Here is a 24308-nt window from a genome sequence, read left to right as displayed (position 1 = left end):
CCCGTGTCCATCGGCAACTCCCCTGAAGACGAGCGTCCGTTCCGAGACGAGTCCCAGGAAGCCCGGCCTTCCGTGGGCCGCGCGCTTCAGCAGGCGCGGATCGCGGCCGGGCTCACCGTGGACTACGTCAGCAGTGCCACTCGTGTCCGTATCGCCATCGTGCGCGCCATCGAGGCCGACGACTTCGCCCCCTGTGGCGGCGATGTGTACGCCCGTGGCCACATCCGCACGCTGGCCAAGGCCGTCCACCTCGACCCCGAGCCGCTGATCGCCCAGTACGACGCCGAGCACGGCGGCCGGCCCGCGCCCACCCCCGCCGCACCCCTGTTCGAGGCGGAGCGGATCCGGCCCGAGCGGCGCGGCCCGAACTGGACCGCCGCGATGGTCGCCGCGATCGTCGTCGTGATCGGATTCGTCGGGTTCACCGCGTTCAAGGGCGGCGGAGCCTCCAGTGACGCGAAGTCGCAGGTCGCCGAGGGCGGGACGCCCGCGCCCGGCAAGTCCGCCGCGCCGACGCCGCAGAAGACGACGCCGGCCGCACCGACCGGCGAGCCCTCCGACAGCGCCATCGCCGCCGCCCCGCAGGACAAGGTCACCGTCCAGGTCAGCGCGCCCAACGGACGCAGCTGGATCTCGGCCAAGGACCACAACGGCCGGATGCTCTACGACGGGCTGCTGAAGAAGGGCGAGTCCAAGACGTTCCAGGACAGCTCCAAGATCAACCTGATCCTCGGCGACGCCGGTGCGATCGAGCTGTACGTCAACGGCAAGAAGATCGAGGACACTTTCCGGCCGGGCGCGGTGGAGCGCCTCACCTACACGAAGGGCGACCCGGTCGCGGGCTGACGGGGGCCCGCGGGACGGACGTGTGACGGAGTCGGCCGCAATCGGCCAACCCCGTCGACGTGGGCCGTCAGTGAGACAAAGTAGTCTTGAGCCCATGCCTGAACGCCGTACCGTCGCACTCGTCACTCTCGGCTGCGCTCGTAACGAGGTGGATTCCGAGGAGCTCGCAGGCCGTTTGGAGGCGGACGGCTGGCAGCTCGTCGAGGACGCCGCGGACGCCGACGTCGCCGTGGTCAACACCTGTGGCTTCGTGGAGGCCGCCAAGAAGGACTCCGTCGACGCGCTGCTGGAGGCCAATGACCTCAAGGGCCAGGGCAGAACCCAGGCCGTCGTGGCGGTGGGCTGCATGGCCGAGCGGTACGGCAAGGAACTGGCCGAGGCGCTGCCCGAGGCCGACGGCGTCCTCGGCTTCGACGACTACACGGACATCTCGGACCGCCTCCAGACCATCCTCTCCGGCGGCATCCACGCCGCCCACACCCCCCGCGACCGGCGCAAGCTGCTGCCGATCAGCCCCGCCGAGCGCCAGGAGTCGGCAGCGTCCGTCGCGCTGCCCGGACACGGCCCGGCCGACCTCCCGGAGGGCGTCGCGCCCGCCTCGGGCCCCCGTGCGCCGCTGCGCCGCCGTCTCGACGGCTCCCCGGTCGCCTCGGTCAAGCTCGCCTCGGGCTGCGACCGGCGCTGCTCGTTCTGCGCCATCCCCTCCTTCCGCGGCTCCTTCATCTCCCGCCGCCCCAGCGACGTCCTGAACGAGACCCGCTGGCTGGCCGAGCAGGGCGTGAAGGAGATCATGCTGGTCTCCGAGAACAACACCTCCTACGGCAAGGACCTCGGCGACATCCGCCTGCTGGAGTCCCTGCTGCCGGAGCTGGCCGAGGTCGACGGCATCGAGCGGGTGCGGGTGAGCTACCTCCAGCCGGCCGAGATGCGCCCGGGACTCGTCGACGTCCTGACCTCCACCCCCAAGGTCGCCCCGTACTTCGACCTGTCCTTCCAGCACTCCGCGCCCGGCGTGCTGCGCGCCATGCGCCGCTTCGGCGACACCGACCGCTTCCTCGAACTGCTCGACACCATCCGGAGCAAGGCGCCCCAGGCCGGCGTGCGCTCCAACTTCATCGTCGGCTTCCCCGGCGAGTCCGAGTCCGACCTCGCCGAACTGGAGCGCTTCCTGAACGGCGCCCGGCTGGACGCCATCGGTGTCTTCGGCTACTCGGACGAGGAGGGCACGGAAGCGGCGACGTACGAGAACAAGCTGGACGAGGACGTCGTCGCTGAGCGCCTGGCCCACATCTCCCGCCTCGCCGAGGAACTCGTCTCGCAGCGCGCCGAGGAACGCGTCGGCGAGACCGTCCAGGTCCTGGTGGAGTCCGTGGACGAGAAGGAGGGCGTCCACGGCCGCGGCGCGCACCAGGCGCCGGAGACCGACGGCCAGGTGCTCCTCACGAGCGGCGCGGGCCTGAGCGTCGGACGTATGGTCGAGGCGAAGGTGGTGGGCACCGAAGGTGTCGACCTGGTGGCCGAGCCGCTGACCGGCTCGCTCGCGTGTAGTGAGGAGGCGGGCAGATGACCGGAGTCCCGGCATCCGCCGCGGGCGGCTCCTCCGGCGCGCAGGGCGCCCGGGGCTCCGCAGCCGCTGCCGACGGCGGAACCCCGGCCGAGGTCTCCGGTTCTGCTTCGGGTCCGGCCACGGCTCCCGAGGGCGGCAAGTCCCCGCGTGGCGGGAAGATCGCGGCCGCGGCCGTCAACCAGGCGAGCGTCTGGAACGTCGCCAATCTGCTGACGATGCTCCGCCTGGTCCTGGTGCCGGGCTTCGTGGCACTGATGCTGGCCGACGGCGGTTACGACCCGGCCTGGCGCTCGCTGGCCTGGGCGGCCTTCGCCATCGCCATGATCACCGACCTGTTCGACGGGCACCTGGCGCGCACCTACAACCTCGTCACCGACTTCGGGAAGATCGCCGACCCCATCGCCGACAAGGCGATCATGGGTGCGGCGCTCGTCTGTCTGTCCGCCCTCGGCGATCTGCCATGGTGGGTGACGGCCGTGATCCTCGGCCGGGAACTCGGCATCACCCTGCTGCGTTTCCTGGTCATTCGCTACGGTGTGATCCCCGCCAGCAGGGGCGGCAAGCTGAAGACGCTCACCCAGGGCGTGGCCGTCGGGATGTACGTCCTGGCCCTCACCGGGTGGCTCGCCAGCCTGCGCTTCTGGGTGATGGCCGCGGCGGTCGTCCTCACCGTCGTCACGGGCCTCGACTACGTAAGACAAGCCATTGTGCTGCGCCGGCGGGGAATCGCCGAGCGCGCGGCAGCGTTGGAGGAGAAGGAAGCGTGAGTTCCACGGCCACCGAACTGGTGCGACTACTGACCGTGAGGGGCGAGACCCTCGCCGTCGCGGAGTCGCTGACCGGTGGCCTGGTAGCGGCGGAGATCACCGGAGTACCCGGCGCGTCCCGGGTGTTCCGGGGCTCGATCACCGCATACGCCACCGAACTGAAGCATGAGCTGCTGGGTGTCGACGCCACCCTGCTGGCCCAGTGCGGAGCGGTGGATCCGCAGGTCGCGGGCCAGATGGCGGCCGGAGTCCGCAAGGCACTGGGCGCGGACTGGGGCATCGCGACCACCGGAGTCGCCGGCCCCGATCCGCAGGACGGCAAGCCCGTCGGGACGGTCTTCGTGGCCGTCGACGGCCCCCTCGGCGTCCGGTCCGGTTCTGCCGGTGGCGGAAAAGTCGAGGGCCTGAGGTTGAACGGCAGCCGTGCGGAAATTCGTATGGAGAGTGTACGGAGCGTACTCGCAGTGCTCCTGGAGCAGCTGGCGGGCGAACAGACTGGGAATGAGCGGGCACAGGATACGGAACGGAACGGGGGGTTTTGATGTTTGCAGCCCTGAGTGAACACGACATCGCTCCCCGCACGGCCGCGGCGCAAGGCGGTACGGTGGGGCGAGAAGGATGCGGCTACGCGGTCCGAGGAGGGAGCCACCGATGATTCTGCTCCGTCGCCTGCTGGGTGACGTGCTGCGTCGGCAGCGCCAACGCCAGGGCCGTACTCTGCGCGAAGTCTCCTCGTCCGCCCGAGTCTCACTCGGCTATCTCTCCGAGGTGGAGCGGGGGCAGAAGGAGGCTTCCTCCGAGCTGCTCGCCGCCATCTGCGACGCGCTGGACGTACGGATGTCGGAACTGATGCGAGAGGTGAGCGACGAACTGGCGCTCGCCGAACTGGCCCAGTCCGCCCGGGCCACCGAGCCCGTGCCCACACCGGTCCGGCCGATGCTGGGTTCCGTCTCGGTGACCGGCGTGCCACCGGAACGGGTGACCATCAAGGCGCCCGCGGAAGCGGTGGACGTCGTCGCCGCGTGAGGTTCGTGCGCGCGGTCTGACGATCCGGGACGAGTGACGATCCGCCACCGTCCGATACGGCTTGAGCCCCGGCCGGGCTTCTCCAGGGAGACCTGGGAGGCCGGCCGGGGCTTTTCGCGTTCTTTGCCGGAGATGCGCCCGTTTGCCGGTGTTGTGGGGTGCGGTCATCGTGGGAGGGACGTGATGGCAGCCTGAACACCGGAGGAAGCGGATGTACGTCGTGAAGAGCCCGTTGGCCGAAGGGGACCTGAAGACCGTGTCCGGGGCGCTCCAGGGCGCCCTCGTCGATCTGGTGGACCTCTCGCTGGTCGCCAAGCAGATCCACTGGAACATCGTCGGTCCCCGCTTCCGCTCCGTCCACCTTCAGCTGGACGAGGTGGTCGACTCCGCCCGCACGCATATGGACTCGGTGGCCGAGCGGGCCTCGGCGCTGGGCGTGCCGCCCGACGGACGCGCCGGCACGGTGGCCTCCGGCAGCGGCATAAAGACCACCCCGGCCGGATGGATCAAGGACACGGACGCGGTCGGGGCGATGGTGGACGCCCTGGGCTCGGTGATCACCCGGATGCGTGAGCGGGTGGAGGCGACCGGGGAGCCCGACCCGGTCTCCCAGGACATGTTCATCGGGATCACCGCGGACCTGGAGAAGCATCACTGGATGTTCCAGGCGGAGAACGCGTAAGCGGTGTGGCCGGGGCCGGATCCCCGCGCGGGAGAGCCGGCGGGAACGCCGGGCGGGCCGGATGCCTCCCGGCGCTGCACCGGTGAGCCCTCGGTGCGCCCTCGGTGCGCCTCCCGCGCGGTCGCGGCGGCGGTCTAGCGTCCGGCTGGAGGTGATGGCGGGCATGGCGGGACGGACAGTGCGCCGCGGACTGGCGCTCGCCCTGGCAGCGATGTGGTGGTGGGCCGTGCTGCGGCTCGCCCTGGGAGAGGGCTCGGGCGTGCTGGAAGGGGCCGTCGCCGCCGGCGGCTGGGGACTGAGCCTGCTGCCCGTGCACTGTGTGCCCAAGGGGCGCGCGAACGGCGCCGTGCACCCGGGGCGCTGGGTGGCCGCCTGGCGGGCGGGAGACGTCACCAAGGCATCACGACGCCCCCGTTCTGGCGAAGTGTCCGGGCCGTCATGAACACCGGCGCGTCCGACGCCGGGAACAGCACCGCGCGCGCCACGTCGTCCGGTTCGCCGACCCGCCCCGGCGGGGTCATCCGGGTCATCGCGGCCTCCGTGTGCGCCTGGGCCTCGGGGCCGTGCCGGTCGGTCATGGGGTGCGGATTTACTCCGGTGCGACCGCGCTGACCCGGAGCGTGGGTGGGGCCGGTCGGCGGGGCGGGCCGGCCTCGGTGGTCAGCGTCTTGGCCGACTGCACCACGGCCGCCTTCGCCGCGCCGTAGCAGAGCAGCCCGGCGCCACCGGTGCCGGCGTCGCGGTCGGCGGGGCGGGTCGGTCAGCCGGTGCGGCGCGGGTACTTGTCGCGCCAGCGCTGGGGGGCGCCGGGTGCGGGGGCGGGGCCCGTCTGGCAGGTGGGGCACCAGTAGGTGGGGCGCTCCTGGGAACCGTCGCCCTGGTCGGCCACCCGCACGGGGGTGTGGCAGCGCAGGCAGGGGCGGGGTGCGCGGCCGTAGACGAACAGGTCGTACCGGTGCAGGCCGGTGGTCTGCCGGACCGGGCGGTCGCGGTTGGCCTCCAGCAGCCGCTTGGCCAGTCCGGGCAGCCGCCGGGCGAGGTCCGCGGGGAGCGCCCCGGCCGGCAGCCAGGGGGTGACGCCGAGGAGGAAGCACAGCTCGCTCTTGTAGACGTTGCCGATCCCGGCCAGATTGCGCTGGTCCAGCAGGGCCTCGCCGAGCTCGCGGGCCGGGTCCGACAGGACGTTGGCCAGGGCGCGCTCGGGGTCCCAGTCCGAGCCGAGCAGGTCCGGGCCGAGATGGCCGACGATCCGCTCCTCCTCGGTCGTGCGCAGCAGCTCCAGGACCGGGAGCCGGTAGCCGACGGCCGTGCGGTCCGCGGTGCCGAGTACCGCCCGGATCTGGTACGCCGGTCCGCCCCGCCAGCGTTCGCCCGTGCCGAACACCTTCCACGACCCCTCCATGCGCAGGTGGGTGTGCAAGGTGAGGCCGCCCTCGAACCGGGTGAGGATGTGCTTGCCGCGCGGAACGGTGTTCAGCACCCTGCGGCCGGACAGGTCGACCGTCGCGTACTTCGGCACCCGGAAGTCGCTGCGGGTCAGCGCCTTGCCCGCGAGGGCCTCGTGCAGCCGCCGCGCGGCCTGCCAGACCGTGTCACCTTCGGGCATGGGTCAAGGGTGCCACGGTGGGGTGAGAGGGGGCCGGGGGCAGCGGGCGCGGGTCGACGGGACCGGGGCCGGCGCCGTGTCGGCGTCGGCCGCCGCTGCCTGGCGTACCGGGCCTCACGCTCTCAGGCGCAGACCGCGCGGTGTCGCCACGAATCCCGCCCCCTCCAGGAGAGTGCCCAGGGGCGAGGTCAGGGCCTGGGTGCCGTTGATCCGCTCGACCGTGACCGTACCCAGCGAGCCCGCGCGGGCTGCCGCGGCCAGCGCCTCGGCGGCCGTGCGCAGGCGGGGATCGTCCGTCGCGGCCGTGTCCGGGGCGGTCGGCCAGGCCAGCAGCGTCTTGCCACCGCGTTCCATGTACAGCGTCAGCTCGCCCTCCACCAGGACGACGAGCGAGCCCGCCTTGCGGCCCGGCTTGTGCCCGGCTCCGGCCGGCGGTTCCGGCCAGGGCAGCGCGGAGCCGTAGGCGTTCGCGGGATCGGCCGCGGCGAGGACCACGGCGCGGGGGTCGGTCGTGGCGCTGCCCGGCCGGCCGTTGCCCTGGCCGCGGTACGGGGCCGCGCCGTACGCGGTCGAGCCGGAGGCGGGGCCGTACGAGGTGGGGCCGCCGCCGCGGGGGCCGCCGTAGCCGGGGGAGGCGAACGGGTCGGCGAGGTCGCGGGCCGCCGGGGTGCCGTCGCCTCCGGAGGGGCCCTCCGGAGGCCAGGTGAAGTCGCCGTCCAGGCCGGGGTGGCCGAAGCCGCCCTCGGCTCCGTCGAAGGCACCGGGGGGCGTGTGGCCGTGCGGGGTGCCGGTGGCGCCGCCGGGACCGCCGGGACCGTCGAACGGGTTCGGGAAGTCCGGCCCTGCGAAGCCGTTCACGGCATCCGGGGCGCCGAAGCCGTTCGCCGTACCGGGGGCACCGAAGCCCTGCGGCCGAGCAGGGGCCGGCAGGCCCTCCGTCCGCTCGCGGGCGTTCGCCACCGCGCGGAGGCGGTCCACCGCGCCGTCCATGGCGAACTGGGCCGCGCCCAGCCCCTCGACCACGTAGCCGCGCCGGGCCTGACCGCTGTCCTCGAACGCCGACAGCACCCGGTACACCGCTGAGAAGCCGCCCTCGACGCCCTCCGCGGCGACCGCGCCACGGGTGACCACACCGTGCCGGTCCAGGAGCGTGCGGGCCAGCGCGTGCGCGCGCACGGTGGCGTCCGGCTCGGCCGCGGGCAGCAGTGACCAGCGGCCCGCGACGGTCGGCGGCCCGGTGCGGGAGGCGGTGCGCGCGGCGGCCGTCAGCGAGCCGTAGCGCCCGCGCGGGACGGCACGCTTGGCACGGTGGGCGGTCGAGCCGGCCGTACGGCCCGAACCCAGCAGGGAGCGCATCGGCGCCAGGGTGTCGTTGGTGAGCCGGCCCGACCAGGCCAGGTCCCAGAGGGCGTCGGCCAGGTGCGGGTCGGTGACGTCGGGGTGCGTGGTGGCGCGGACCTGGTCGGCGATCTGCCGGAAGAACAGGCCGTAACCACCGGAGAGGGCGTCGAGGACCGACTGGTGCAGCGCGGTCAGCTCCAGCGGGTGCGGTGCCGGGAGCAGCACCGGGGCCGCGTCCGCCAGATAGAGGGAGACCCAGCCGTCCTTGCCGGGCAGGGCACCCGCTCCGGCCCACACCACCTCGCCCGCGGCGGTCAGCTCGTCCAGCATCGAGGGCGTGTAGTTCGCCACACGGGAGGGCAGCACCAGCTTCTCCAGCGCGGAGGCCGGCACGGAGGCGCCCTGCAACTGCTCGACGGCCCGCACCAGCCCGTCGATGCCCCGCAGACCATGACCCCTGCCGATGTGCTGCCACTGCGGCAGGAACTGGGCGAGCGCGGCGGGCGGCACGGGCTCCAGCTCGTGCCGCAGGGCCGCCAGGGACCGGCGGCGCAACCGGCGCAGCACGGCCGCGTCACACCACTCCTGGCCGATGCCCGCCGGATGGAACTCGCCCTGCACGATCCGGCCGGCCGCGGCCAGCCGCTGCAGCGCCCCCTCGGTGACCGCCACACCCAGGCCGAACCGGGCCGCCACGGTGGCCGAGGTGAACGGGCCGTGGGTACGGGCGTACCGCGCGAGGAGGTCACCCAGCGGGTCCTTGACCGGCTCGGTGAACGCTTCGGGGACACCGACCGGCAGCGCCGTGCCGAGCGCGTCGCGCAGCCGGCCCGCGTCCTCCACGGCCGCCCAGTGCTCGGCGCCCGCGATCCGCACCCTGATCGCCCGGCGGGCACCGGCCAGCTCCCGCGCCCATTGCGGGTCCGCACCGCGCGCGACCAGTTCCGCGTCGGTCAGCGGGCCGAGCAGCCGGAGCACGTCGGCGACGCCCTCGACGTCCTTGACCCGGCGGTCCTCGGTGAGCCACTGCAGCTCGCGCTCCAGCTCGGTCAGCACCTCGGCGTCGAGCAGCTCGCGCAGCTCCGCCTGGCCCAGCAGCTCGGCCAGCAGCCGCGAGTCCAGGGACAGCGCGGCGGCGCGGCGCTCGGCCAGCGGGGAGTCGCCCTCGTACAGGAACTGGGCGACGTACCCGAAGAGCAGGGAGCGGGCGAACGGGGACGGCTCCGGGGTGGTCACCTCGACCAGGCGCACCTTGCGGGACTCGATGTCGCCCATCAGCTCGACCAGCCCGGGCACGTCGAAGACGTCCTGGAGGCATTCGCGGATCGCCTCCAGGACGATCGGGAACGAGCCGAACTCGCTCGCCACCTGGAGCAGCTGCGCCGCCCGCTGGCGCTGCTGCCACAGCGGGGTGCGCTTGCCGGGATTGCGGCGCGGCAGCAGCAGCGCGCGGGCGGCGCACTCCCGGAACCGGGAGGCGAACAGGGCCGAGCCGCCGACCTGGTCGGTGACGACCTGGTCGACCTCGCCCTTGTCGAAGGCGACGTCGGCCGCGCCGACCGGGGCCTGGTCGCCGCCGTACTCGGTGCCGGCCTTCACGGGCTCCCGGTCGAGCAGGTCCAGGCCCATCAGGTCGGCGTCGGGCAGGCGCAGCACGATGCCGTCGTCGGCGTGCATGACCTGGGCGTCCATGCCGTACCGCTCGGACAGGCGGGCGCCGAGGGCGAGGGCCCAGGGCGCGTGGACCTGGGCGCCGAACGGGGAGTGGACGACGACCCGCCAGTCGCCCAGCTCGTCGCGGAACCGCTCCACGACGATCGTGCGGTCGTCCGGGACGTGTCCGCAGGCCTCGCGCTGCTCGTCCAGGTACGACAGCACGTTGTCCGCCGCCCACGCGTCCAGGCCCGCCGTCAGCAGCCGCAGCCGGGCGTCGTCCTTGGGCAGCGAGCCGACCTCGCGCAGGAACGCGCCCACCGCGCGGCCCAGCTCCAGCGGCCGGCCCAGTTGGTCGCCCTTCCAGAAGGGCAGCCGGCCCGGCACGCCCGGCGCCGGCGAGACGAGGACGCGATCGCGCGTGATGTCCTCGATCCGCCAGGAACTCGTGCCCAGTGTGAAGACGTCCCCCACCCGGGACTCGTAGACCATCTCCTCGTCCAGCTCGCCGACCCGGCCGCCGCCCTTCTTGGGGTCGGAACCGGCGAGGAAGACGCCGAACAGGCCGCGGTCCGGGATCGTGCCGCCGGAGGTGACGGCGAGGCGCTGGGCGCCCGGACGGCCGGTGATGTCGCCCGTGACGCGGTCCCACACCACGCGCGGGCGCAGTTCCGCGAACGCGTCCGACGGATAGCGGCCCGCCAGCATGTCCAGCGTCGCCGTGAACGCCGACTCGGGCAGCGAGGCGAACGGGGCCGCCCGGCGGACCACGGTGAGCAGGTCGTCGAACTGCCAGGTGTCCAGCGCCGTCATGGCGACCAGCTGCTGCGCGAGCACGTCCAGCGGGTTCGCGGGCACCTTCAGCGACTCGATCGCGCCCGTGCGCATCCGCTCGGTGACCACGGCGGCCTGGACCAGGTCGCCCCGGTACTTCGGGAAGACCACGCCCGTGGAGACGGCACCGACCTGGTGTCCCGCGCGGCCCACCCGCTGGAGCCCGGAGGCGACCGACGGCGGGGACTCGACCTGCACCACCAGGTCCACGGCGCCCATGTCGATGCCGAGTTCCAGGCTGGAGGTGGCCACCACCGCGGGCAGCCGCCCGGCCTTGAGGTCCTCCTCGACGAGGGCACGCTGCTCCTTGGAGACCGAACCGTGGTGCGCGCGGGCGATCACCGGCGGCGCGCCCTGGGCCGCGCCGGAACCGCCCATCAGCTGGGCGGGGGAGTGGTGCTCGTCCAGGGTCTCGCCGGTGGCGCGCTCGTACGCGATCTCGTTGAGCCGGTTGCACAGCCGCTCCGCCAGGCGGCGCGAGTTGGCGAAGACGATCGTGGACCGGTGGGCCTGCACCAGGTCGGCGATCCGCTCCTCCACGTGCGGCCAGATCGACGGCCGCTCCCCGCCCTCGGAGGCGTCGGCGGCCGGGGCGCCCGACAGCTCGCCCATGTCCTCGACGGGGACGACCACGGAGAGGTCGAACTCCTTGCCGGACTCGGGCTGGACGATCTCCACCTTGCGGCGGGGGGACAGATACCGGGCCACCTCGTCCACCGGGCGCACGGTCGCCGACAGGCCGATCCGGCGGGCGGGCCGGGGCAGCAGCTCGTCCAGCCGCTCCAGGGAGAGCGCGAGGTGCGCGCCGCGCTTGGTGCCCGCGACCGCGTGCACCTCGTCCAGGATCACCGTCTCCACGCCTGTGAGCGCGTCGCGCGCGGCCGACGTCAGCATGAGGAACAGCGACTCGGGGGTCGTGATCAGGATGTCCGGCGGGCGCGTGGACAGGGCGCGGCGCTCGGCGGCCGGGGTGTCGCCGGAGCGGATGCCGACCCTGACCTCCGGCTCGGGCAGGCCCAGCCGCACCGATTCCTGCCGGATACCGGTCAGCGGACTGCGCAGGTTGCGTTCGACGTCGACCGCGAGGGCCTTCAGGGGGGACACGTACAGCACCCGGCAGCGCTTCTTCGGATCGGCCGGGGGCGGGGTGGAGGCGAGTTGGTCTAGGGCGGCGAGGAATGCGGCGAGTGTCTTGCCGGAGCCGGTCGGGGCGACCACCAGCACGTCCGAGCCCTCCCGGATGGCCTGCCACGCGCCCGCCTGGGCCGCGGTGGGCGCGGAGAAGGCCCCCGTGAACCAGCCGCGGGTCGCGGGGGAGAAGCCGTCGAGGGCTCGGTGTGCGGAGCTGACCATGCGTCCATCCTGCACCCACCCACTGACAAACGCCCTGACCTGGGCAAACGGGGCGAGTAGGGGGGCGTGTGACGTCGAGCGCGGGAGGTGCGGGCCGGGTGCCAGGGCCGCGCAGGGGGCTGCGGGCGCCCAGGGGGACGCCACGGCTCCGACACCACGTGGGTCCTGGGCGGCGGCGGCTCGCCGCCCTGCTCGCCGCGCTCATGGCCCGGCAGGCATCGGCCGACGGGTACGCGCCGGTGCCGGACGCCCTGCCCGCCGGGCTCGGCGCGGCGGACCGGGCACCCGTGGTGCGGGCGCCGTTCCGACTGGTCGTGACGGCGGCCGGGGCGGTGACGGCGGGCGGACGGGCCGTCGGCGGGTGAGACGGTCCGCGGGCAGAGCAGCGGAGGCGGCCGGCGGGTGGTCAGCCGCTGGTGGCCGAGCGGGCCGCCCGCCGTGTGACGGAAGGCCCCGACCGTCGGCAGGGCCGGTCAGCCCACGAAGCGGCCGTAGGCCCGCAGGGTGCGCAGGGCTTCGATCGTCACCAGGGAGCGCGCCTCCAGGGCGGGCGCGGGGGCCCACCGGCGCCACCGTACCGGCCAGCCGCCGTCCTCCTCCTGCCCGGCGGCCAGGTGGTCCAGCGAGCGCGTCATCTCCGCGTCCGTGAACCAGGCGCGCGCGAGCGAGTCCGGGCGCGGGGCGAAGTCGTGCGGGAAGTGGTGCTCACCCGGGGCGTAGCCGGACGCGACCGGGAACGCGTCGAGCCGGTCCGGGTCCAGGGCCGCGAGCCGCTGCTCCCGCACCAGGCGGCCCAGCCGGCCGGCGGCGGCCTCCGCGCGCGTGCGGTCGGGCGCGGAGTCCAGGAAGGTCACGGCGGCCTGTACCTCGTAGGGGTGGGTCTTCTCCAGGGACTCCACCGCCTGCCAGCAGTAGTCGGTGGCCCGGAACAGCCAGGCGTGCCACACCTCGTTGCGGTGCAGGAGCCCGACCACCGGCCCGGTCGCGAGCAGGTCGCTGGGCGGATCGTCGACGACCGGGACGAACGGCGCCGTCGGGTACCCGCGCTGGCTGGGGTGGATCGCCGGCAGGGCGCCGTCCGCGGTGGACACGGAGGTCAGGTAGCGGCACACGCGCTCCACCCGCTGGCCGCCGCACCGCCCGATGGCGTCCAGCACGCGCAGGGCGTGCGCCGTGTGCAGGGGCTGGCTGACCGGTCCGCGCAGATCGGGCTCCAGCGCGTGCCCGTAGCCCCCGTCCTCGTTCCGGTAGGCCTCCAGTGCCGCTTCCACCGCCTCCGGGCTGCCGCGCAGGAAGTGGTACGCGAAGAGGTGCTGCTCCAGCACGCGCGCGGTGAGCCACACGAACTGTTCGGCGCGGAAGAGCGGGGAGCGCGCCGGGGGCGTGGAGGGGGGTGGGGAAGCTCCTGTATCGGCCATGCGTCAGACCGTAGGACGGAAAGCGGTCTCGGCAGGCGGTCCCCGGCAGGGCCCACCCCCAGGGGCGGGATACTGGAGTCATGCGGTTGACGGTCTTCTGGCAGCGGATGGCGGAACACTTCGGTCCGGGGTACGCCGACACCTTCGCGCGCGATCACGTGATGACGGAACTGGGCGGACGCACCGTGAACCAGGCGCTGGACGCCGGCTGGGATGCCAAGGACGTGTGGCGCGTGGTCTGCGCGGTGATGGACGTGCCGGGCGAGAAGCACTGAGGCACCGGGTCGGGCGCGCCGGCCGGGCCCGGCGGGAAGCGCTGACGCGTCGGCCGAAATGCCGGGTTCGCCGCTGAAGAAGTCGACAGTACGGCACTGATCTGTCACGAAGATCGCTGCGGGGCGCCGGTTGTCGGTGGCGTGGGCGAGACTGGGCGCGTGGCACCCAACGAGGATCCCCTGGCACCCACTCCCGAGGACGGCGAGCAGTCGCGCGGGCAGGTGGCGACGGCCGATACGCTCCCGCCCGGCCGGACCCCCGCCTCCGGCACCCCCGCTCCGGGCGGCCGGATGCCGCGCTGGCTGCCGCGCGCCATGGTGCTCGCGCTCGCGCTGGTCGCCGCGTTCCAGCTGGGCAGCTGGGCCTTCCACCAGCTGACCGGGCTCCTGATCAACATATTGATCGCGTTCTTCCTGGCCCTCGCGATAGAGCCCGCGGTGAGCCGGATGGCGGCCCGTGGCATGCGCAGGGGGCTCGCGACCTTCCTGGTCTTCCTCGGCCTGACCGTCTTCACCGCCGGGTTCGTCACCCTGCTCGGGTCCATGCTGGCCGGCCAGATCATCAAGATGATCGAGGGCTTCCCCGGCTACCTCGACTCGCTCATCCACTGGACCAACCAGACCTTCCGCACCGACCTCAGACGGGTGGACATCCAGGAGGGCCTCCTGCACTCCGACTGGCTGCGCAAGTACGTGCAGAACAGCGCGGCCGGAGTCCTGGACGTCTCCGCCCAGGTGCTCGGCGGGCTCTTCCAGCTGCTGACGATCGCGCTGTTCTCCTTCTACTTCGCCGCCGACGGCCCCCGGCTGCGCCGCGCCCTGTGCTCCGTCCTGCCGCCCGCGCGCCAGGCCGAGGTGCTGCGCGCCTGGGAGATCGCCGTCGACAAGACGGGCGGCTATCTGTACTCGCGCGGCCTCATGGCGCTCGTCTCCGGCATCGCCCACTACGTCCTGCTGGAGGCCCTCGGCGTGCCGTACGCGCCCGTGCTCGGCGTCTGGGTGGGCCTGGTCTCGCAGTTCATCCCCACCATCGGAACGTACCTCGCGGGCGCGCTGCCGATGCTGATCGCGTTCACCGTCGACCCCTGGTACGCGCTCTGGGTGCTGATCTTCGTCGTGATCTACCAGCAGTTCGAGAACTACATGCTCCAGCCGAAACTGACCGCCAAGACGGTCGACATCCACCCGGCCGTCGCCTTCGGCTCGGTCGTCGCGGGCACCGCGCTGCTGGGCGCGGTCGGCGCGCTGATCGCCATCCCGGCGGTGGCCACGCTCCAGGCGTTCCTGGGGGCGTACGTGAAGCGGTACGCCGTCACGGACGACCCCCGGGTGCACGGCCGCCGCGGCAGCGGCCCGGGCGGCCCCGGGATGCTCACGCGCGCGCGCCGGCTCTGGGCCGGCCGCCGCCCCGACGGGGCACAGCAGCCGTAGCCCGCCGGGCCGACCGCCGCCCGGGCAGGGCGCAGCAGCCGTGGTCCGCTCGCGCACGACGGCGCCGCCCGCCTCAGTACGTCAGGACCGCCCACACGGCGGCCACGGCGACGGCCGCCGTGTAGCTGCCCACCGCCACGGCCACGATCCGCCGGCGCGTCCGCTCGTCCCAGGGCGTGCGGGTCAGCAGCCGGGCGAGCAGGGGCAGGACGAGGACCGCGTGCAGGCTCACGCCGTGCAGCGGCTTGAGCGGGGCCGTCGAGCGATAGGCCGCCTCCTGGTGGCCGGTCCGGGTCAGGACGACCCCGCGCGCGATCATCGCCGCGCCGGAGGCCAGCGCGACCAGCAGGAGCGCGAAACCGGAACGCACGGCTAGGGACATGCCGGCGGGGCCCGTCGGCCGGCGCCGGAAGGACGCGACGGCGAAGACGGTGAGCAGGGCCACCAGGACACCGCCGCCCACCGCGAGCGTCATGGACACCGCCGTGTCGAAGGGGGTCTCCCTGTTCAGGTGCGAGGGCACCCGGCGCCACGCCTGGAGGGTGATTCCGCCCACCTCCACCACGCAGTCGGCGGCGAAGACCAGCAGCAGGACAGAACGCAGCCGGTCACCGGTCCGCAGGTACGACGTGACCCACGTGACCGCGATCAGCGTCACCCCGAACGAGAGCCCGAACGTGACGGGCTTGCGCCAGGAGACGGGACCGTCCCAGGGGCCGCCGTCGACCGCGAACACCACCAGGTGGGCGAGGCCGGACAGGACGAGGAGCAGCCCCGTCGCGTGGCAGAGGCGGTCGACGGCGGCGCGCGGGTTCTTCATGGGCCCAAGGCTTCCGGGCACGGCCCGCGCGATCGTCGTCCTGCCGGAGACACCCGTGGTACGCCGCCGGGAGCAGGCCCGCGCGTGTCGCGGTGGTCGAAGAATCGGCCCACCAGGTCGCGTGGCCCCCGTGGGCGAGCCAGGTCACACCGTCGTACGCGGCCGGCGGGGCAGCCGAGGGGCGACCAGCCGGTGGCCCAGGTCGGCCACGGTGGCCGCGATCCGGTGCGGTCCGTCTCCGAGAGCGCGCCGTCGCGCACGGCGTCGTCCAGGCCGTCGTGGCCGCCGGGTGCCGGGTGGCACGCTTGACACGAAAATCGAACATCCATTCTTATGGAGGCTCAGGCGAGGCTCTCGGGTGGGGATTTCACCCCGATTCGCGGGTAGATGTCCCTCGGTTATCCACAGGCTGGGCCTGCGTCGGGGCGCATTGTCAGTGGCAGGCGTTAGCGTCTTTGACGTGAAGCGATCGACTCAAGCAAACCGGGTGGAACCCATGGCAGGAACCGACCGCGAGAAGGCGCTCGACGCCGCGCTCGCGCAGATTGAACGGCAATTCGGCAAGGGCGCGGTCATGCGCATGGGCGAGCGGTCGAGGGAGCCCATCGAGGTCATCCCGACCGGGTCGACCGCCCTCGACGTCGCCCTCGGCGTCGGCGGCCTGCCGCGCGGCCGTGTCGTGGAGATCTACGGACCGGAGTCCTCCGGTAAGACGACCCTGACCCTGCACGCCGTGGCGAACGCACAGAAGGCCGGCGGCCAGGTCGCCTTCGTGGACGCCGAGCACGCCCTGGACCCCGAGTACGCGCGCAAGCTCGGCGTCGACATCGACAACCTCATCCTGTCCCAGCCGGACAACGGCGAGCAGGCCCTGGAGATCGTGGACATGCTGGTCCGCTCCGGTGCCCTGGACCTCATCGTCATCGACTCCGTCGCCGCGCTCGTCCCGCGTGCGGAGATCGAGGGCGAGATGGGCGACAGCCACGTGGGTCTGCAGGCCCGCCTGATGAGCCAGGCCCTGCGGAAGATCACCAGCGCGCTCAACCAGTCCAAGACCACCGCGATCTTCATCAACCAGCTCCGCGAGAAGATCGGCGTGATGTTCGGCTCGCCGGAGACCACGACCGGTGGCCGGGCGCTGAAGTTCTACGCCTCGGTGCGTATCGACATCCGCCGCATCGAGACCCTGAAGGACGGCACGGAGGCGGTCGGCAACCGCACGCGCTGCAAGGTCGTCAAGAACAAGGTGGCGCCGCCCTTCAAGCAGGCCGAGTTCGACATCCTCTACGGCCAGGGCATCAGCCGCGAGGGCGGTCTGATCGACATGGGCGTGGAGCACGGCTTCGTGCGCAAGGCCGGTGCCTGGTACACGTACGAGGGCGACCAGCTCGGCCAGGGCAAGGAGAACGCGCGCAACTTCCTCAAGGACAACCCCGACCTGGCCAACGAGATCGAGAAGAAGATCAAGGAGAAGCTGGGCGTGGGAGTCCGGCCGGAGGAGCCCGTCGCCGAGCCGGGCGCCGACGCCGCGGTCACCGCGGCGGCCGACGACCCCGCCAAGTCGGTCCCCGCCCCGGCAGCCGCCAAGGCCACCAAGCCCAAGGCCGCCGCAGCCAAGAGCTGACCCGTGACACGACGAACCGACTGGGCCGAGTACGAGTACGCCACCGGCGCCCCACGGGGGAGGGGCACCGGTGGCCACCCGGATTCCACCCCGGAGGGGGACGCCGGGCATCGGGACGACGGGTTCGGTGGCGCGTACGGCGGACCTGACGCGTACCACGGGGCCGGCGGTGACGGGGGTGCCGCGGGCCTGGGGGACGAGGGCGGCGAGCCGTACGGGGGCGGTTCGCCCGGCGGTCGTGGGTCCGGGCGGTCCGGGGGAGCGCGCAGCGGCCGTCGGGGGCGTGGCCGGCGGCGCGGGTTCGGCGACGCGTCCGGGCCCGGTGAGGACGAAGGCGCCCCTTCCTCGGCGAGGGACGAGCAGGGGGAGTCTTCAGGGGACCCGGTGGAGCGGGCCCGGGCGATCTGCCTGCGCCTGCTCACCGGGACCCCGCGCACCCGCAAGCAGCTCGCGGACGCCCTGCGCAAGCGGGAGATCCCCGAGGACGCGGCCGAGGAGGTGCTGTCGCGGTTCGAGGAGGTCGGGCTCATCGACGACGGCGCCTTCGCGGACGCCTGGGTGGAGTCCCGGCACCATGGCCGGGGGCTCGCGCGCCGGGCACTCGCCCGGGAACTGCGCACCAAGGGGGTCGACTCGGCAGTGATCGAGGACGCCGTCGCCCAGCTCGACTCCGAGCAGGAGGAGGAGACCGCGCGCGAACTCGTCGCCCGCAAACTGCGGGCCACCCGTGGCCTCGAACGGGACAAGCGGATCCGCCGGCTCGCGGGCATGCTGGCCCGCAAGGGCTACCCGGAGGGCATGGCCCTCAGGGTCGTCCGCCAGGCACTGGAGGAAGAGGGCGAGGACACGGAGTTCCTCGGGGACGGGGACTTCTGACGGGGACGAGGGCTCCGGCCGCTCGTCGGCGGCTTCCGGCTGCTTCGCCGAGACGGGGCGGCGCGAGGGCTCCCTCGGGGCGAGGGGTGCGACGGCTGCCCGGGACACAGGCGGCCGACGGTCCAGTCGGAGGCGGGTGACGGGCGCCCGGGGTGGGGTCAACCCCCGCAGCGGGCGGTAGGGATGGCCCCCGTCCCGAGACGCCGGGCCACCGCAGTGCTCTCCCACCCCCGCACCGGCGAGTCTGTACGCACGCCCAGCGCACGACACAACCGGATGCGTACAACAGAAGAGAGCCCGTCCCATGATGCTGCGTTACGCCCTGCAGTCGGTCCGCGCCCGCAAGGCGGGCTTCCTCGGCGCCTTCCTGGCCCTGCTGTGCGCGGCCGCTCTGATCACCGCGTGCGGCACCCTCCTGGACACCGGCCTGCGCGGCACCATCCGGACCGAGCGCTACGCCGCCCTTCCCGTCGTGGTCTCCGCCGACCAGTACGTGCACCGGACCACCGTCAAGCACAAGAAGGGCAAGACCAAGGTCAAGCACAAGGCGAAGCCCCTCGCCGAGCGTGCCTGGCTGCCCGAACGCCTGCGCGGCACCCTCGCCCACACCCCAGGGGTGGCCCGGGTCGTCCCCGAACTCACCTTCCCCGCCCAGCCGTCGACCCCGGCCGGCACCGGTGGCCGTACCGCCTACGGCCATGCCTGGGACTCCGCCGCGCTGACCCCGTACCGGCTGACAGCGGGCGGCGCCCCGCAGGCCGCCGGCGACGTCGTCATCGACGGCGACCTCGCCGCGCGGAACCGGCTGCGGCCCGGCGACCGGCTCACCGTGCAGTCCACCCAGGCCCCGCGCACCTACCGGATCACGGGTATCGCCACCCCGGCCACCGCCGTACGCCACCAGACGTCCCTGTTCTTCACCGCCGGTGAGGCCCGCAGGCTGGCCGCGCACCCCGGAAAGGTCACCGCGTTCGGTGTGCTGCCGGCCAAGGGGGCGGACCCCGAGTGGGTGCGCCGGAGCGTGGCGCGGGCGCTGCACGGCACCACGGCACAGGTCAGCACCGGGGACGCCCGCGGGCCCGTGGAGTTCCTCGACGCGGCCGCGGCCCGTACCCGGCTGGTCAGCATGGGCGGGGCCATGGGCGGCACCTCGCTGCTGGTGGCGGTGCTCGTGGTCGTCGGCACCTTCGCGCTCACCGTCCAGCAGCGCCACCGCGAACTCGCCCTGCTGCGGGCCATCGCCGCCACGTCCGGGCAGATCCGCAAGCTGCTCGGCAGGGAGGCGCTGATCGTCGGCGCTGCGGCGGGCACGGCCGGCGCCCTGCTCGGACTGCCGCTCGGCGGCTGGCTGTACGGGAGGTTCGTCGCCCTGGGCGCCGTACCCGACACGCTCGACCACACCGTCAGCGTCTTCCCGCCGCTCGCCGCTCTCGCCGTCACCCTCCTCGGAGCCTGGGCGGCGGCCCGGATCGCCTCCCGCAGGATCGCCCGGATCCGCCCGGCCGAGGCCCTGGCCGAAGCCAGGACCGAGCGCACCCGGCCGGCCTGGGGCCGCATCGCCGCCGGACTGCTGCTCCTCGCCGGCGGAGTCGTCCTCGTCGTCGTCCTCGCCTCCCTGCGCACCGAGCCCGCCTCGACCCCCGTGACCTTCCTCGCCGTCATCGTCCTGTCCGCCTCCGTCGCCCTGCTCGGTCCCCTCCTGGTCAAGGCCGCCGCGCTGCTGCTGGCCGGCCCGCTCCGGGTCACCGGTCACGGCGGCAGGCTCGCCACCGCCAACCTGCGCGGCAACGCCGCCCGCATGGCCTCCGTCGTCACCCCCCTCACCCTGCTCGTCGGCATGACCTGCACCGTCCTGTTCGTCCAGGACACCCTCGGCGACGCCGCCCGCGCCCAGGTCCGCGAGGGCGTCCGGGCCGACTGGGTCGTCGCCGCCCAGGGCCCCGGTGTTCCCGGCGAGGCCGCCGAGCGACTGCGCGCGCGGCACGACACCGTCACCGAGGTGGTCCGTACGACAGTCCGCGTCGGCCTCGACAAGTACCCCGCACAGGGCGTCACCCCGGCGGGTCTGACCCGCACCTGGGACCCCAAGGTGACCGCCGGCTCCCTGGACCGGCTCGGCCCCGGCACCGTCGCCGTCAGCGAACTGGCCGCCGAACAGCAGCATCTGACGCCGGGAAGCACCCTGAAACTCACGCTCGGCGACGGCACGCCCGCCACGCTGACCGTCGCCGCCGTCTACGCCAGGGGTCTCGGCTTCGGCGACCTGACCCTCGCCCACGACCTCGTGGCCCACCACGTGGACAATCCGCTCGCCTCCTCCGTCCTCGTCCGCACGACCCGTACACAGACACAACTCGCGACTACGCTCCGTGAGTTCCAGGGCGTGAGGATTCTTTCGCCGGCCGCCGCCGACGCCCTCCAGGCCGATCGGCAGCAGGCGAACGCCGAGGTCAACTACCTGGCCATGGGACTCGTCCTGGCCTTCACCGCCATCGCCGTCGTGAACACGCTCGCCATGTCGGTCGCCGAGCGTGTCCGGGAGTTCGCACTGCTCCGTCTCGCCGGCGCGACCCGCCGCCAGGTGCTGCGCATGCTGCGTACCGAGGCGCTGGCCGTCCTGCTCCTCGCCACATCGGTCGGCAGCGGCATCGCCCTCGCCGTGCTCACCGCGTTCAGCGTCGGCATGACGGGCCGGGCCGCACCGACGGTCACCCCGCTGCTCTACTTGGGCGTCGTCGCGGTCGCAGGCATCCTCGCACTCGTCGCCAGTGCCGTACCGGGACGGGCGGCGCTCCGGGTGCGGGCGGTGACCGTGGCCACGGCGAAGGAGTAGGACCGGCCCCTCGTGCCTAAGGGTTTCCGGTCGGTGCCGGTCAGGACTTCCGGTCCGGTCAGGCGCCAGTCGCGGGCAGGGCGCCCAGCCCGGACCAGGGCGTCAAGGCCGGAGCAGGGCGTCAAGGCCCCGCCAGGACGCCCAGTCCCGGTCAGGGGACCCGGTTCCGCTCAGGGCGCCCAGCCTCAGGCAGGGCGCCCCATCCCAGTCGTGCGTCCCGTCCCGGCACGGCATCCGGTGCCGGTCAGGCCGTGGCCGGGTTCACCGGCAGGCCCTGCGCGCGCCACGCCTGGAAGCCGCCCACCAGGTCCGTCGCCCGGTGCAGGCCCAGCTGGTGGAGGGAGGCGGCGGCGAGGCTGGAGGCGTAGCCCTCGTTGCAGATCACCACGACCCGCAGGTCGTGGCCGGTGGCCTCGGGGAGGCGGTGGCTGCCCTGGGGGTCGAGGCGCCACTCCAGTTCGTTGCGCTCGACCACGACGGCGCCCGGGATGAGCCCGTCCCGGTCGCGCAGGGCGGCGTACCGGATGTCGACCAGGAGCGCGTCGCCGGACCGCGCCGCCTCATACGCCTCCCGTGCCTCGACGCGCCGGTAGCCGGCACGCACGCGCTCCAGCCACTCGTCGATGCCGAGCGGCCGCTCGGAGGCCGTCCCAGCGGTTCCCGGCTGTTCGATCGTGCCGCTCACTGCCAGTCCTCCGGGCGCTCGACCTGCTCCAGGCGCAGCACCTGGCCCGTGCGACTGTAACGACGGATCCGGGGCAGCGGCGGGTAGTAGGCGTGGACGGAGACCGCGTGTCGCTCGCGAGACTCGTTGAGCACCTCGTGCACATGGTGGCGGCCGAAGGCGCGTCCCTGCCCGGCGGGCAGCCGGCGTACGCGGTCCACCCCCGCGGTGAGCTCCAGGGTCTTCCAGCCGTCGGTGGGCAGCCGGGCGGCGAGGGAGTTCTCGGTGAGTTCGCCCGAAGCGGTGAGGAAGGCGCCGACCGAGTCGGCGTGGTCGTGCCAGCCGGTGCCGGTACCGGGAGGCCAGCCGATGAGCCAGGCCTCACTGCCGCCGGGGCCCTGGAGCCGCACCCAGGTGCGGCCCTCGGGGTCGAGCGGCAGCGAGGCGATCAGCTCGGCGTCGGCCGCCGTACGCCGGACGAAGTCCAGGAGTTCCGCCTGGGTGGGCGCCGGTCCGGCGGCAGGGGACACGGACGCGGGCAGGGAAGGGGAGGGGGAGGGGACAGACACGTGCACCGTCCTGAGGAGCGTTCGCGGAACGGGCGCGCGACGGCGCCCGGAGAAGGGGGGTGAGGGTGCGAATTCAGCAGGACGGGCGACACACGCAGCCCGCATAGCGGATGAGGTCCACATGGACCCTCCGCCACAGGCGCACACAGGTGTCGGTCACGATCCGGAGTACAGCATTGCCGCCGCTCCGCGGTCAACCGGGTGTCATCTTGTGGACGGGGGGTGCGAGGGGTGCGGCGGGCGCGTACGGGAGCGGGCCGCGGAGCACGGTCGGAGCGCGGGAGCCGTACACCGGCGACCGCCGCCGGTGTACAGGCGGGTCTGCCGTCAGCGTGCGCTCGACCCGGCCTCCGCCGCCTTCTTCTCCTCGTGCCCGTCCCTCTCCCTCTCCCTCTCCTTTTCTTCCTGCTGCTGTGTCTCCCGCGCCCGCGCCGCGCCCCCCACCGTGGCCTCGGCCGCCGCGTACAGGTCGGCCGGACGGACCCCGCTCAGGGCGGTGACCAGGTGGCCGTCGGGGCGGACGAGCAGCACGCTGTGCGCCGGCGCCCCCGGGTAGCTCTCGGCCACCAGGAGTTCGGCGGGGTGCGGAAGCGCGGTCACGGCCGCCGCGAGCCGTGGCATCACCCCGGCGGACATCCAGTGCTTGCGGTCCCAGACACCCGTGCCGGGCGCGATGAGCACGACGAGCAGCGCGCCGCGGCCGAGCCGGTCGCGCAGCCGGACGAAGGACCCGTCCTCCGCCGTGACCCGGACGTCGCTGACCGGTGCGCCGGGCGGGGTGCCGACCGGGATCTCCCCTTCCAGGCGCCGGGGTGCGAGCGGTGAGCCGGCGTAGGTGCCGGACCCGCCCAGCGGACCGCGGCCCAGGTGGCCGTCGGTGAGCAGCGCGTCGTGGTTGCGGGCCGAGCCCGGGACGATGTGGCGCAGCGCGCCCCCGCCGCGCAGCACCGGCAGGGCCTGGTCGGCGGCGCGCAGCCGGGCGGAGACCTGGGCGCGCCGCTCGGTCTGGTAGCTGTCCAGCAGGGCCTCGTGCGGGCCGTGGTGCCAGGCCGTGGCCAGCTTCCAGGCGAGGTTGTCGGCGTCCCTGAGGCCCTCGTCGAGCCCCTGGGTGCCGAGTGCGCCGAGCAGGTGGGCCGCGTCCCCGGCGACGAAGACCCGGCCGGCGCGCCACCGGCGGGCGAGGCGGTGGTGCACCGTGTGGACGCCGGTGTCGAGCAGTTCGTACGCCGGTGTGGTGCTGCCGGTCCAGCCCGTGAGGGTCTCGTGGATCCGGGCCAGCAGGATCTCGGGGGTGACCAGGTCCTTGCCCGGCGGCAGCAGCCAGTCCAGGCGCCACACGCCGTCCGGGAGGGGGCGGGCGGTCACCTCCCCGGCCGAGGGCCCGGACGACCGCCACGGCGGCATCCGATGGAGCAACGCGTGACCCGCCCACGGAAGTTCCGTGCGCAGCGCGGCGACCGCGTGCCGCTCCACCGCCGTACGGCCCGGGAAGCGGATGTCCTGGAGTTTGCGCACGGTCGAGCGGGCACCGTCGCAGCCGACCAGGTAACTGCCGCGCCACCAGGTGCCCTGGGCGCCACGGGTGCGCGCGGTGATGCCGGAACGCTCCTGCTCGATCGCGTCCAGGCGGCTGTCCACCGCCGTCTTCACCAGGGGCTCGGCCGCGATGGCATCGCGCAGCAGGCCCGTGAGCACGTGCTGGGCGATGTGCAGGGGCGCGGGTTCCGTCTCGGCGAAGGTGATCTCGCTCATCACCTGCTTGCGCCTGACGGACCGCCAGCCGGCCCAGCGCACACCGTGCTCCGCGAGCGCCGCCCCGGTCAGGCGCTCCAGCAGGGCGGTCGTGTCGTCGCGCAGGACGACGGTGCGCGCCGGACGGGGCTCCTCCTTGCCGGCGCCCTCGTCCAGCACGACGGACGGCACCTGCTGACGCGCCAGCGCCAGGGCGAGCGTGAGCCCGACGGGCCCCGCTCCGACGATGATCACCGGGTCCACGGTGTGGCGCCCCCTGCTCGCGGCGATGCCTTGACGGAGACAAGTGAACAGGAAGGTGAAGCGGGGTGCACGATCACACAACGTATGCAACCCATTGGCAGAGTTTGCGTCAAGCGAACGGAGGCAGT

General features: G+C 73.6%; 20 protein-coding genes and 2 pseudogenes. 13 read left to right on the top strand and 9 right to left on the bottom strand.

Annotated features, from left to right (window positions below; all coding sequences use genetic code 11):
• Positions 1-3: 3 nt before the first annotated feature.
• From AB0947_RS02475 to AB0947_RS02445, 7 genes are all read left to right on the top strand, one after another.
• The gene (locus AB0947_RS02475) at positions 4-846 is read left to right on the top strand and encodes a RodZ domain-containing protein (protein ID WP_366748418.1); all 843 of its coding nucleotides are present in this window, start codon (positions 4-6) and stop codon (positions 844-846) included.
• A gap of 94 nt (positions 847-940) precedes the next feature.
• A complete protein-coding gene (gene rimO, locus AB0947_RS02470; protein ID WP_366748417.1) occupies positions 941-2413 on the top strand; it encodes a 30S ribosomal protein S12 methylthiotransferase RimO in 1473 nt (490 codons plus the stop codon).
• Positions 2410-3180: a CDP-diacylglycerol--glycerol-3-phosphate 3-phosphatidyltransferase gene (gene pgsA, locus AB0947_RS02465; RefSeq protein ID WP_366748416.1), complete on the top strand. Its 771-nt coding sequence runs from the start codon at positions 2410-2412 to the stop codon at positions 3178-3180. The genes rimO and pgsA overlap by 4 nt, the downstream gene beginning before the upstream one ends.
• A complete protein-coding gene (locus AB0947_RS02460) occupies positions 3177-3722 on the top strand; it encodes a CinA family protein (protein ID WP_366748415.1) in 546 nt (181 codons plus the stop codon). The genes pgsA and AB0947_RS02460 overlap by 4 nt, the downstream gene beginning before the upstream one ends.
• Before the next feature lie 109 nt (positions 3723-3831).
• Positions 3832-4206, top strand: coding sequence for a helix-turn-helix transcriptional regulator (locus tag AB0947_RS02455; protein WP_014675397.1), 375 nt, complete (start codon positions 3832-3834; stop codon positions 4204-4206).
• Positions 4207-4417: 211 nt separating this feature from the next.
• The gene (locus AB0947_RS02450) at positions 4418-4888 is read left to right on the top strand and encodes a DNA starvation/stationary phase protection protein (protein ID WP_366748414.1); all 471 of its coding nucleotides are present in this window, start codon (positions 4418-4420) and stop codon (positions 4886-4888) included.
• A 163-nt stretch (positions 4889-5051) separates the two neighbouring features.
• On the top strand, positions 5052-5330 hold the full coding sequence (locus tag AB0947_RS02445; RefSeq protein ID WP_366748413.1) for a hypothetical protein: 279 nt from the start codon (positions 5052-5054) through the stop codon (positions 5328-5330).
• On the opposite strand, the pseudogene AB0947_RS02440 reads toward AB0947_RS02445, so the two are convergent.
• From AB0947_RS02440 to AB0947_RS02430, 3 genes and pseudogenes are all read right to left on the bottom strand, one after another.
• A pseudogene (locus tag AB0947_RS02440) lies at positions 5278-5618 on the bottom strand (SDR family oxidoreductase); the annotation flags it as partial. The gene AB0947_RS02445 and the pseudogene AB0947_RS02440 overlap by 53 nt on opposite strands.
• Positions 5619-5648: 30 nt before the next feature.
• Positions 5649-6494: a DNA-formamidopyrimidine glycosylase family protein gene (locus AB0947_RS02435; RefSeq protein ID WP_366748412.1), complete on the bottom strand. Its 846-nt coding sequence runs from the start codon at positions 6492-6494 to the stop codon at positions 5649-5651.
• A gap of 114 nt (positions 6495-6608) precedes the next feature.
• Positions 6609-11675 (bottom strand): ATP-dependent helicase, encoded by a 5067-nt coding sequence (locus tag AB0947_RS02430; protein ID WP_366748411.1) that lies wholly within the window; start codon positions 11673-11675, stop codon positions 6609-6611.
• Positions 11676-11860: 185 nt separating this feature from the next.
• Here AB0947_RS02430 and AB0947_RS02425 point away from each other — a divergent pair.
• A pseudogene (locus AB0947_RS02425) lies at positions 11861-12040 on the top strand (AzlD domain-containing protein); the annotation flags it as partial.
• Between the two features lie 108 nt (positions 12041-12148).
• Here AB0947_RS02425 and AB0947_RS02420 read toward each other — a convergent pair.
• Positions 12149-13093 carry a hypothetical protein gene (locus tag AB0947_RS02420; RefSeq protein ID WP_366748410.1) on the bottom strand — a complete coding sequence of 315 codons (945 nt, stop codon included), beginning with the start codon at positions 13091-13093 and terminating at the stop codon, positions 12149-12151.
• Positions 13094-13173: 80 nt separating this feature from the next.
• Here AB0947_RS02420 and AB0947_RS02415 point away from each other — a divergent pair, with 80 nt between their 5' ends.
• Positions 13174-13368, top strand: coding sequence for a DUF3046 domain-containing protein (locus AB0947_RS02415; protein ID WP_366748409.1), 195 nt, complete (start codon positions 13174-13176; stop codon positions 13366-13368).
• Positions 13369-13659: 291 nt separating this feature from the next.
• Complete coding sequence (locus AB0947_RS02410) at positions 13660-14799, top strand: AI-2E family transporter (RefSeq protein WP_366748439.1); 1140 nt, start codon at positions 13660-13662, stop codon at positions 14797-14799.
• 73 nt (positions 14800-14872) lie between these two features.
• Here AB0947_RS02410 and AB0947_RS02405 read toward each other — a convergent pair whose 3' ends face one another.
• Positions 14873-15619: a hypothetical protein gene (locus AB0947_RS02405; RefSeq protein WP_366748408.1), complete on the bottom strand. Its 747-nt coding sequence runs from the start codon at positions 15617-15619 to the stop codon at positions 14873-14875.
• Between the two features lie 496 nt (positions 15620-16115).
• On the opposite strand from AB0947_RS02405, the gene recA reads away from it, so the two are divergent.
• The 3 genes from recA (at position 16116) to AB0947_RS02390 (ending at position 20952) form a co-directional block, all read left to right on the top strand.
• The gene (recA, locus tag AB0947_RS02400) at positions 16116-17243 is read left to right on the top strand and encodes a recombinase RecA (protein ID WP_366748407.1); all 1128 of its coding nucleotides are present in this window, start codon (positions 16116-16118) and stop codon (positions 17241-17243) included.
• Positions 17244-17246: 3 nt separating this feature from the next.
• The gene (gene recX, locus AB0947_RS02395; protein WP_366748406.1) at positions 17247-18119 is read left to right on the top strand and encodes a recombination regulator RecX; all 873 of its coding nucleotides are present in this window, start codon (positions 17247-17249) and stop codon (positions 18117-18119) included.
• Between the two features lie 304 nt (positions 18120-18423).
• Positions 18424-20952 carry an ABC transporter permease gene (locus AB0947_RS02390; protein ID WP_366748405.1) on the top strand — a complete coding sequence of 843 codons (2529 nt, stop codon included), beginning with the start codon at positions 18424-18426 and terminating at the stop codon, positions 20950-20952.
• 244 nt (positions 20953-21196) lie between these two features.
• Here AB0947_RS02390 and AB0947_RS02385 read toward each other — a convergent pair whose 3' ends face one another.
• The 4 genes from AB0947_RS02385 to AB0947_RS02370 all read right to left on the bottom strand — a co-directional run bounded on the left by AB0947_RS02385 (position 21197) and on the right by AB0947_RS02370 (position 24180).
• Positions 21197-21637, bottom strand: a complete 441-nt coding sequence (locus AB0947_RS02385) for a rhodanese-like domain-containing protein (protein ID WP_366748404.1) — start codon at positions 21635-21637, stop codon at positions 21197-21199.
• A complete protein-coding gene (locus tag AB0947_RS02380; RefSeq protein WP_366748403.1) occupies positions 21634-22185 on the bottom strand; it encodes a cysteine dioxygenase in 552 nt (183 codons plus the stop codon). The genes AB0947_RS02385 and AB0947_RS02380 overlap by 4 nt, the downstream gene beginning before the upstream one ends.
• A gap of 73 nt (positions 22186-22258) precedes the next feature.
• Positions 22259-22306: a hypothetical protein gene (locus tag AB0947_RS02375; RefSeq protein WP_342781581.1), complete on the bottom strand. Its 48-nt coding sequence runs from the start codon at positions 22304-22306 to the stop codon at positions 22259-22261.
• A gap of 206 nt (positions 22307-22512) precedes the next feature.
• Positions 22513-24180 carry an FAD-dependent monooxygenase gene (locus AB0947_RS02370; RefSeq protein WP_366748402.1) on the bottom strand — a complete coding sequence of 556 codons (1668 nt, stop codon included), beginning with the start codon at positions 24178-24180 and terminating at the stop codon, positions 22513-22515.
• Between the last annotated feature and the right edge of the window lie 128 nt (positions 24181-24308).

The organism is Streptomyces sp. NPDC047841 (assembly GCF_040704085.1).
In the GTDB taxonomy this organism is placed as follows: Bacteria; Actinomycetota; Actinomycetes; order Streptomycetales; family Streptomycetaceae; genus Streptomyces; species Streptomyces argyrophylli.
The sequence above is the reverse complement of the archived record's forward strand: the minus strand, read 5'-3'. Positions and strand labels throughout refer to the sequence as shown.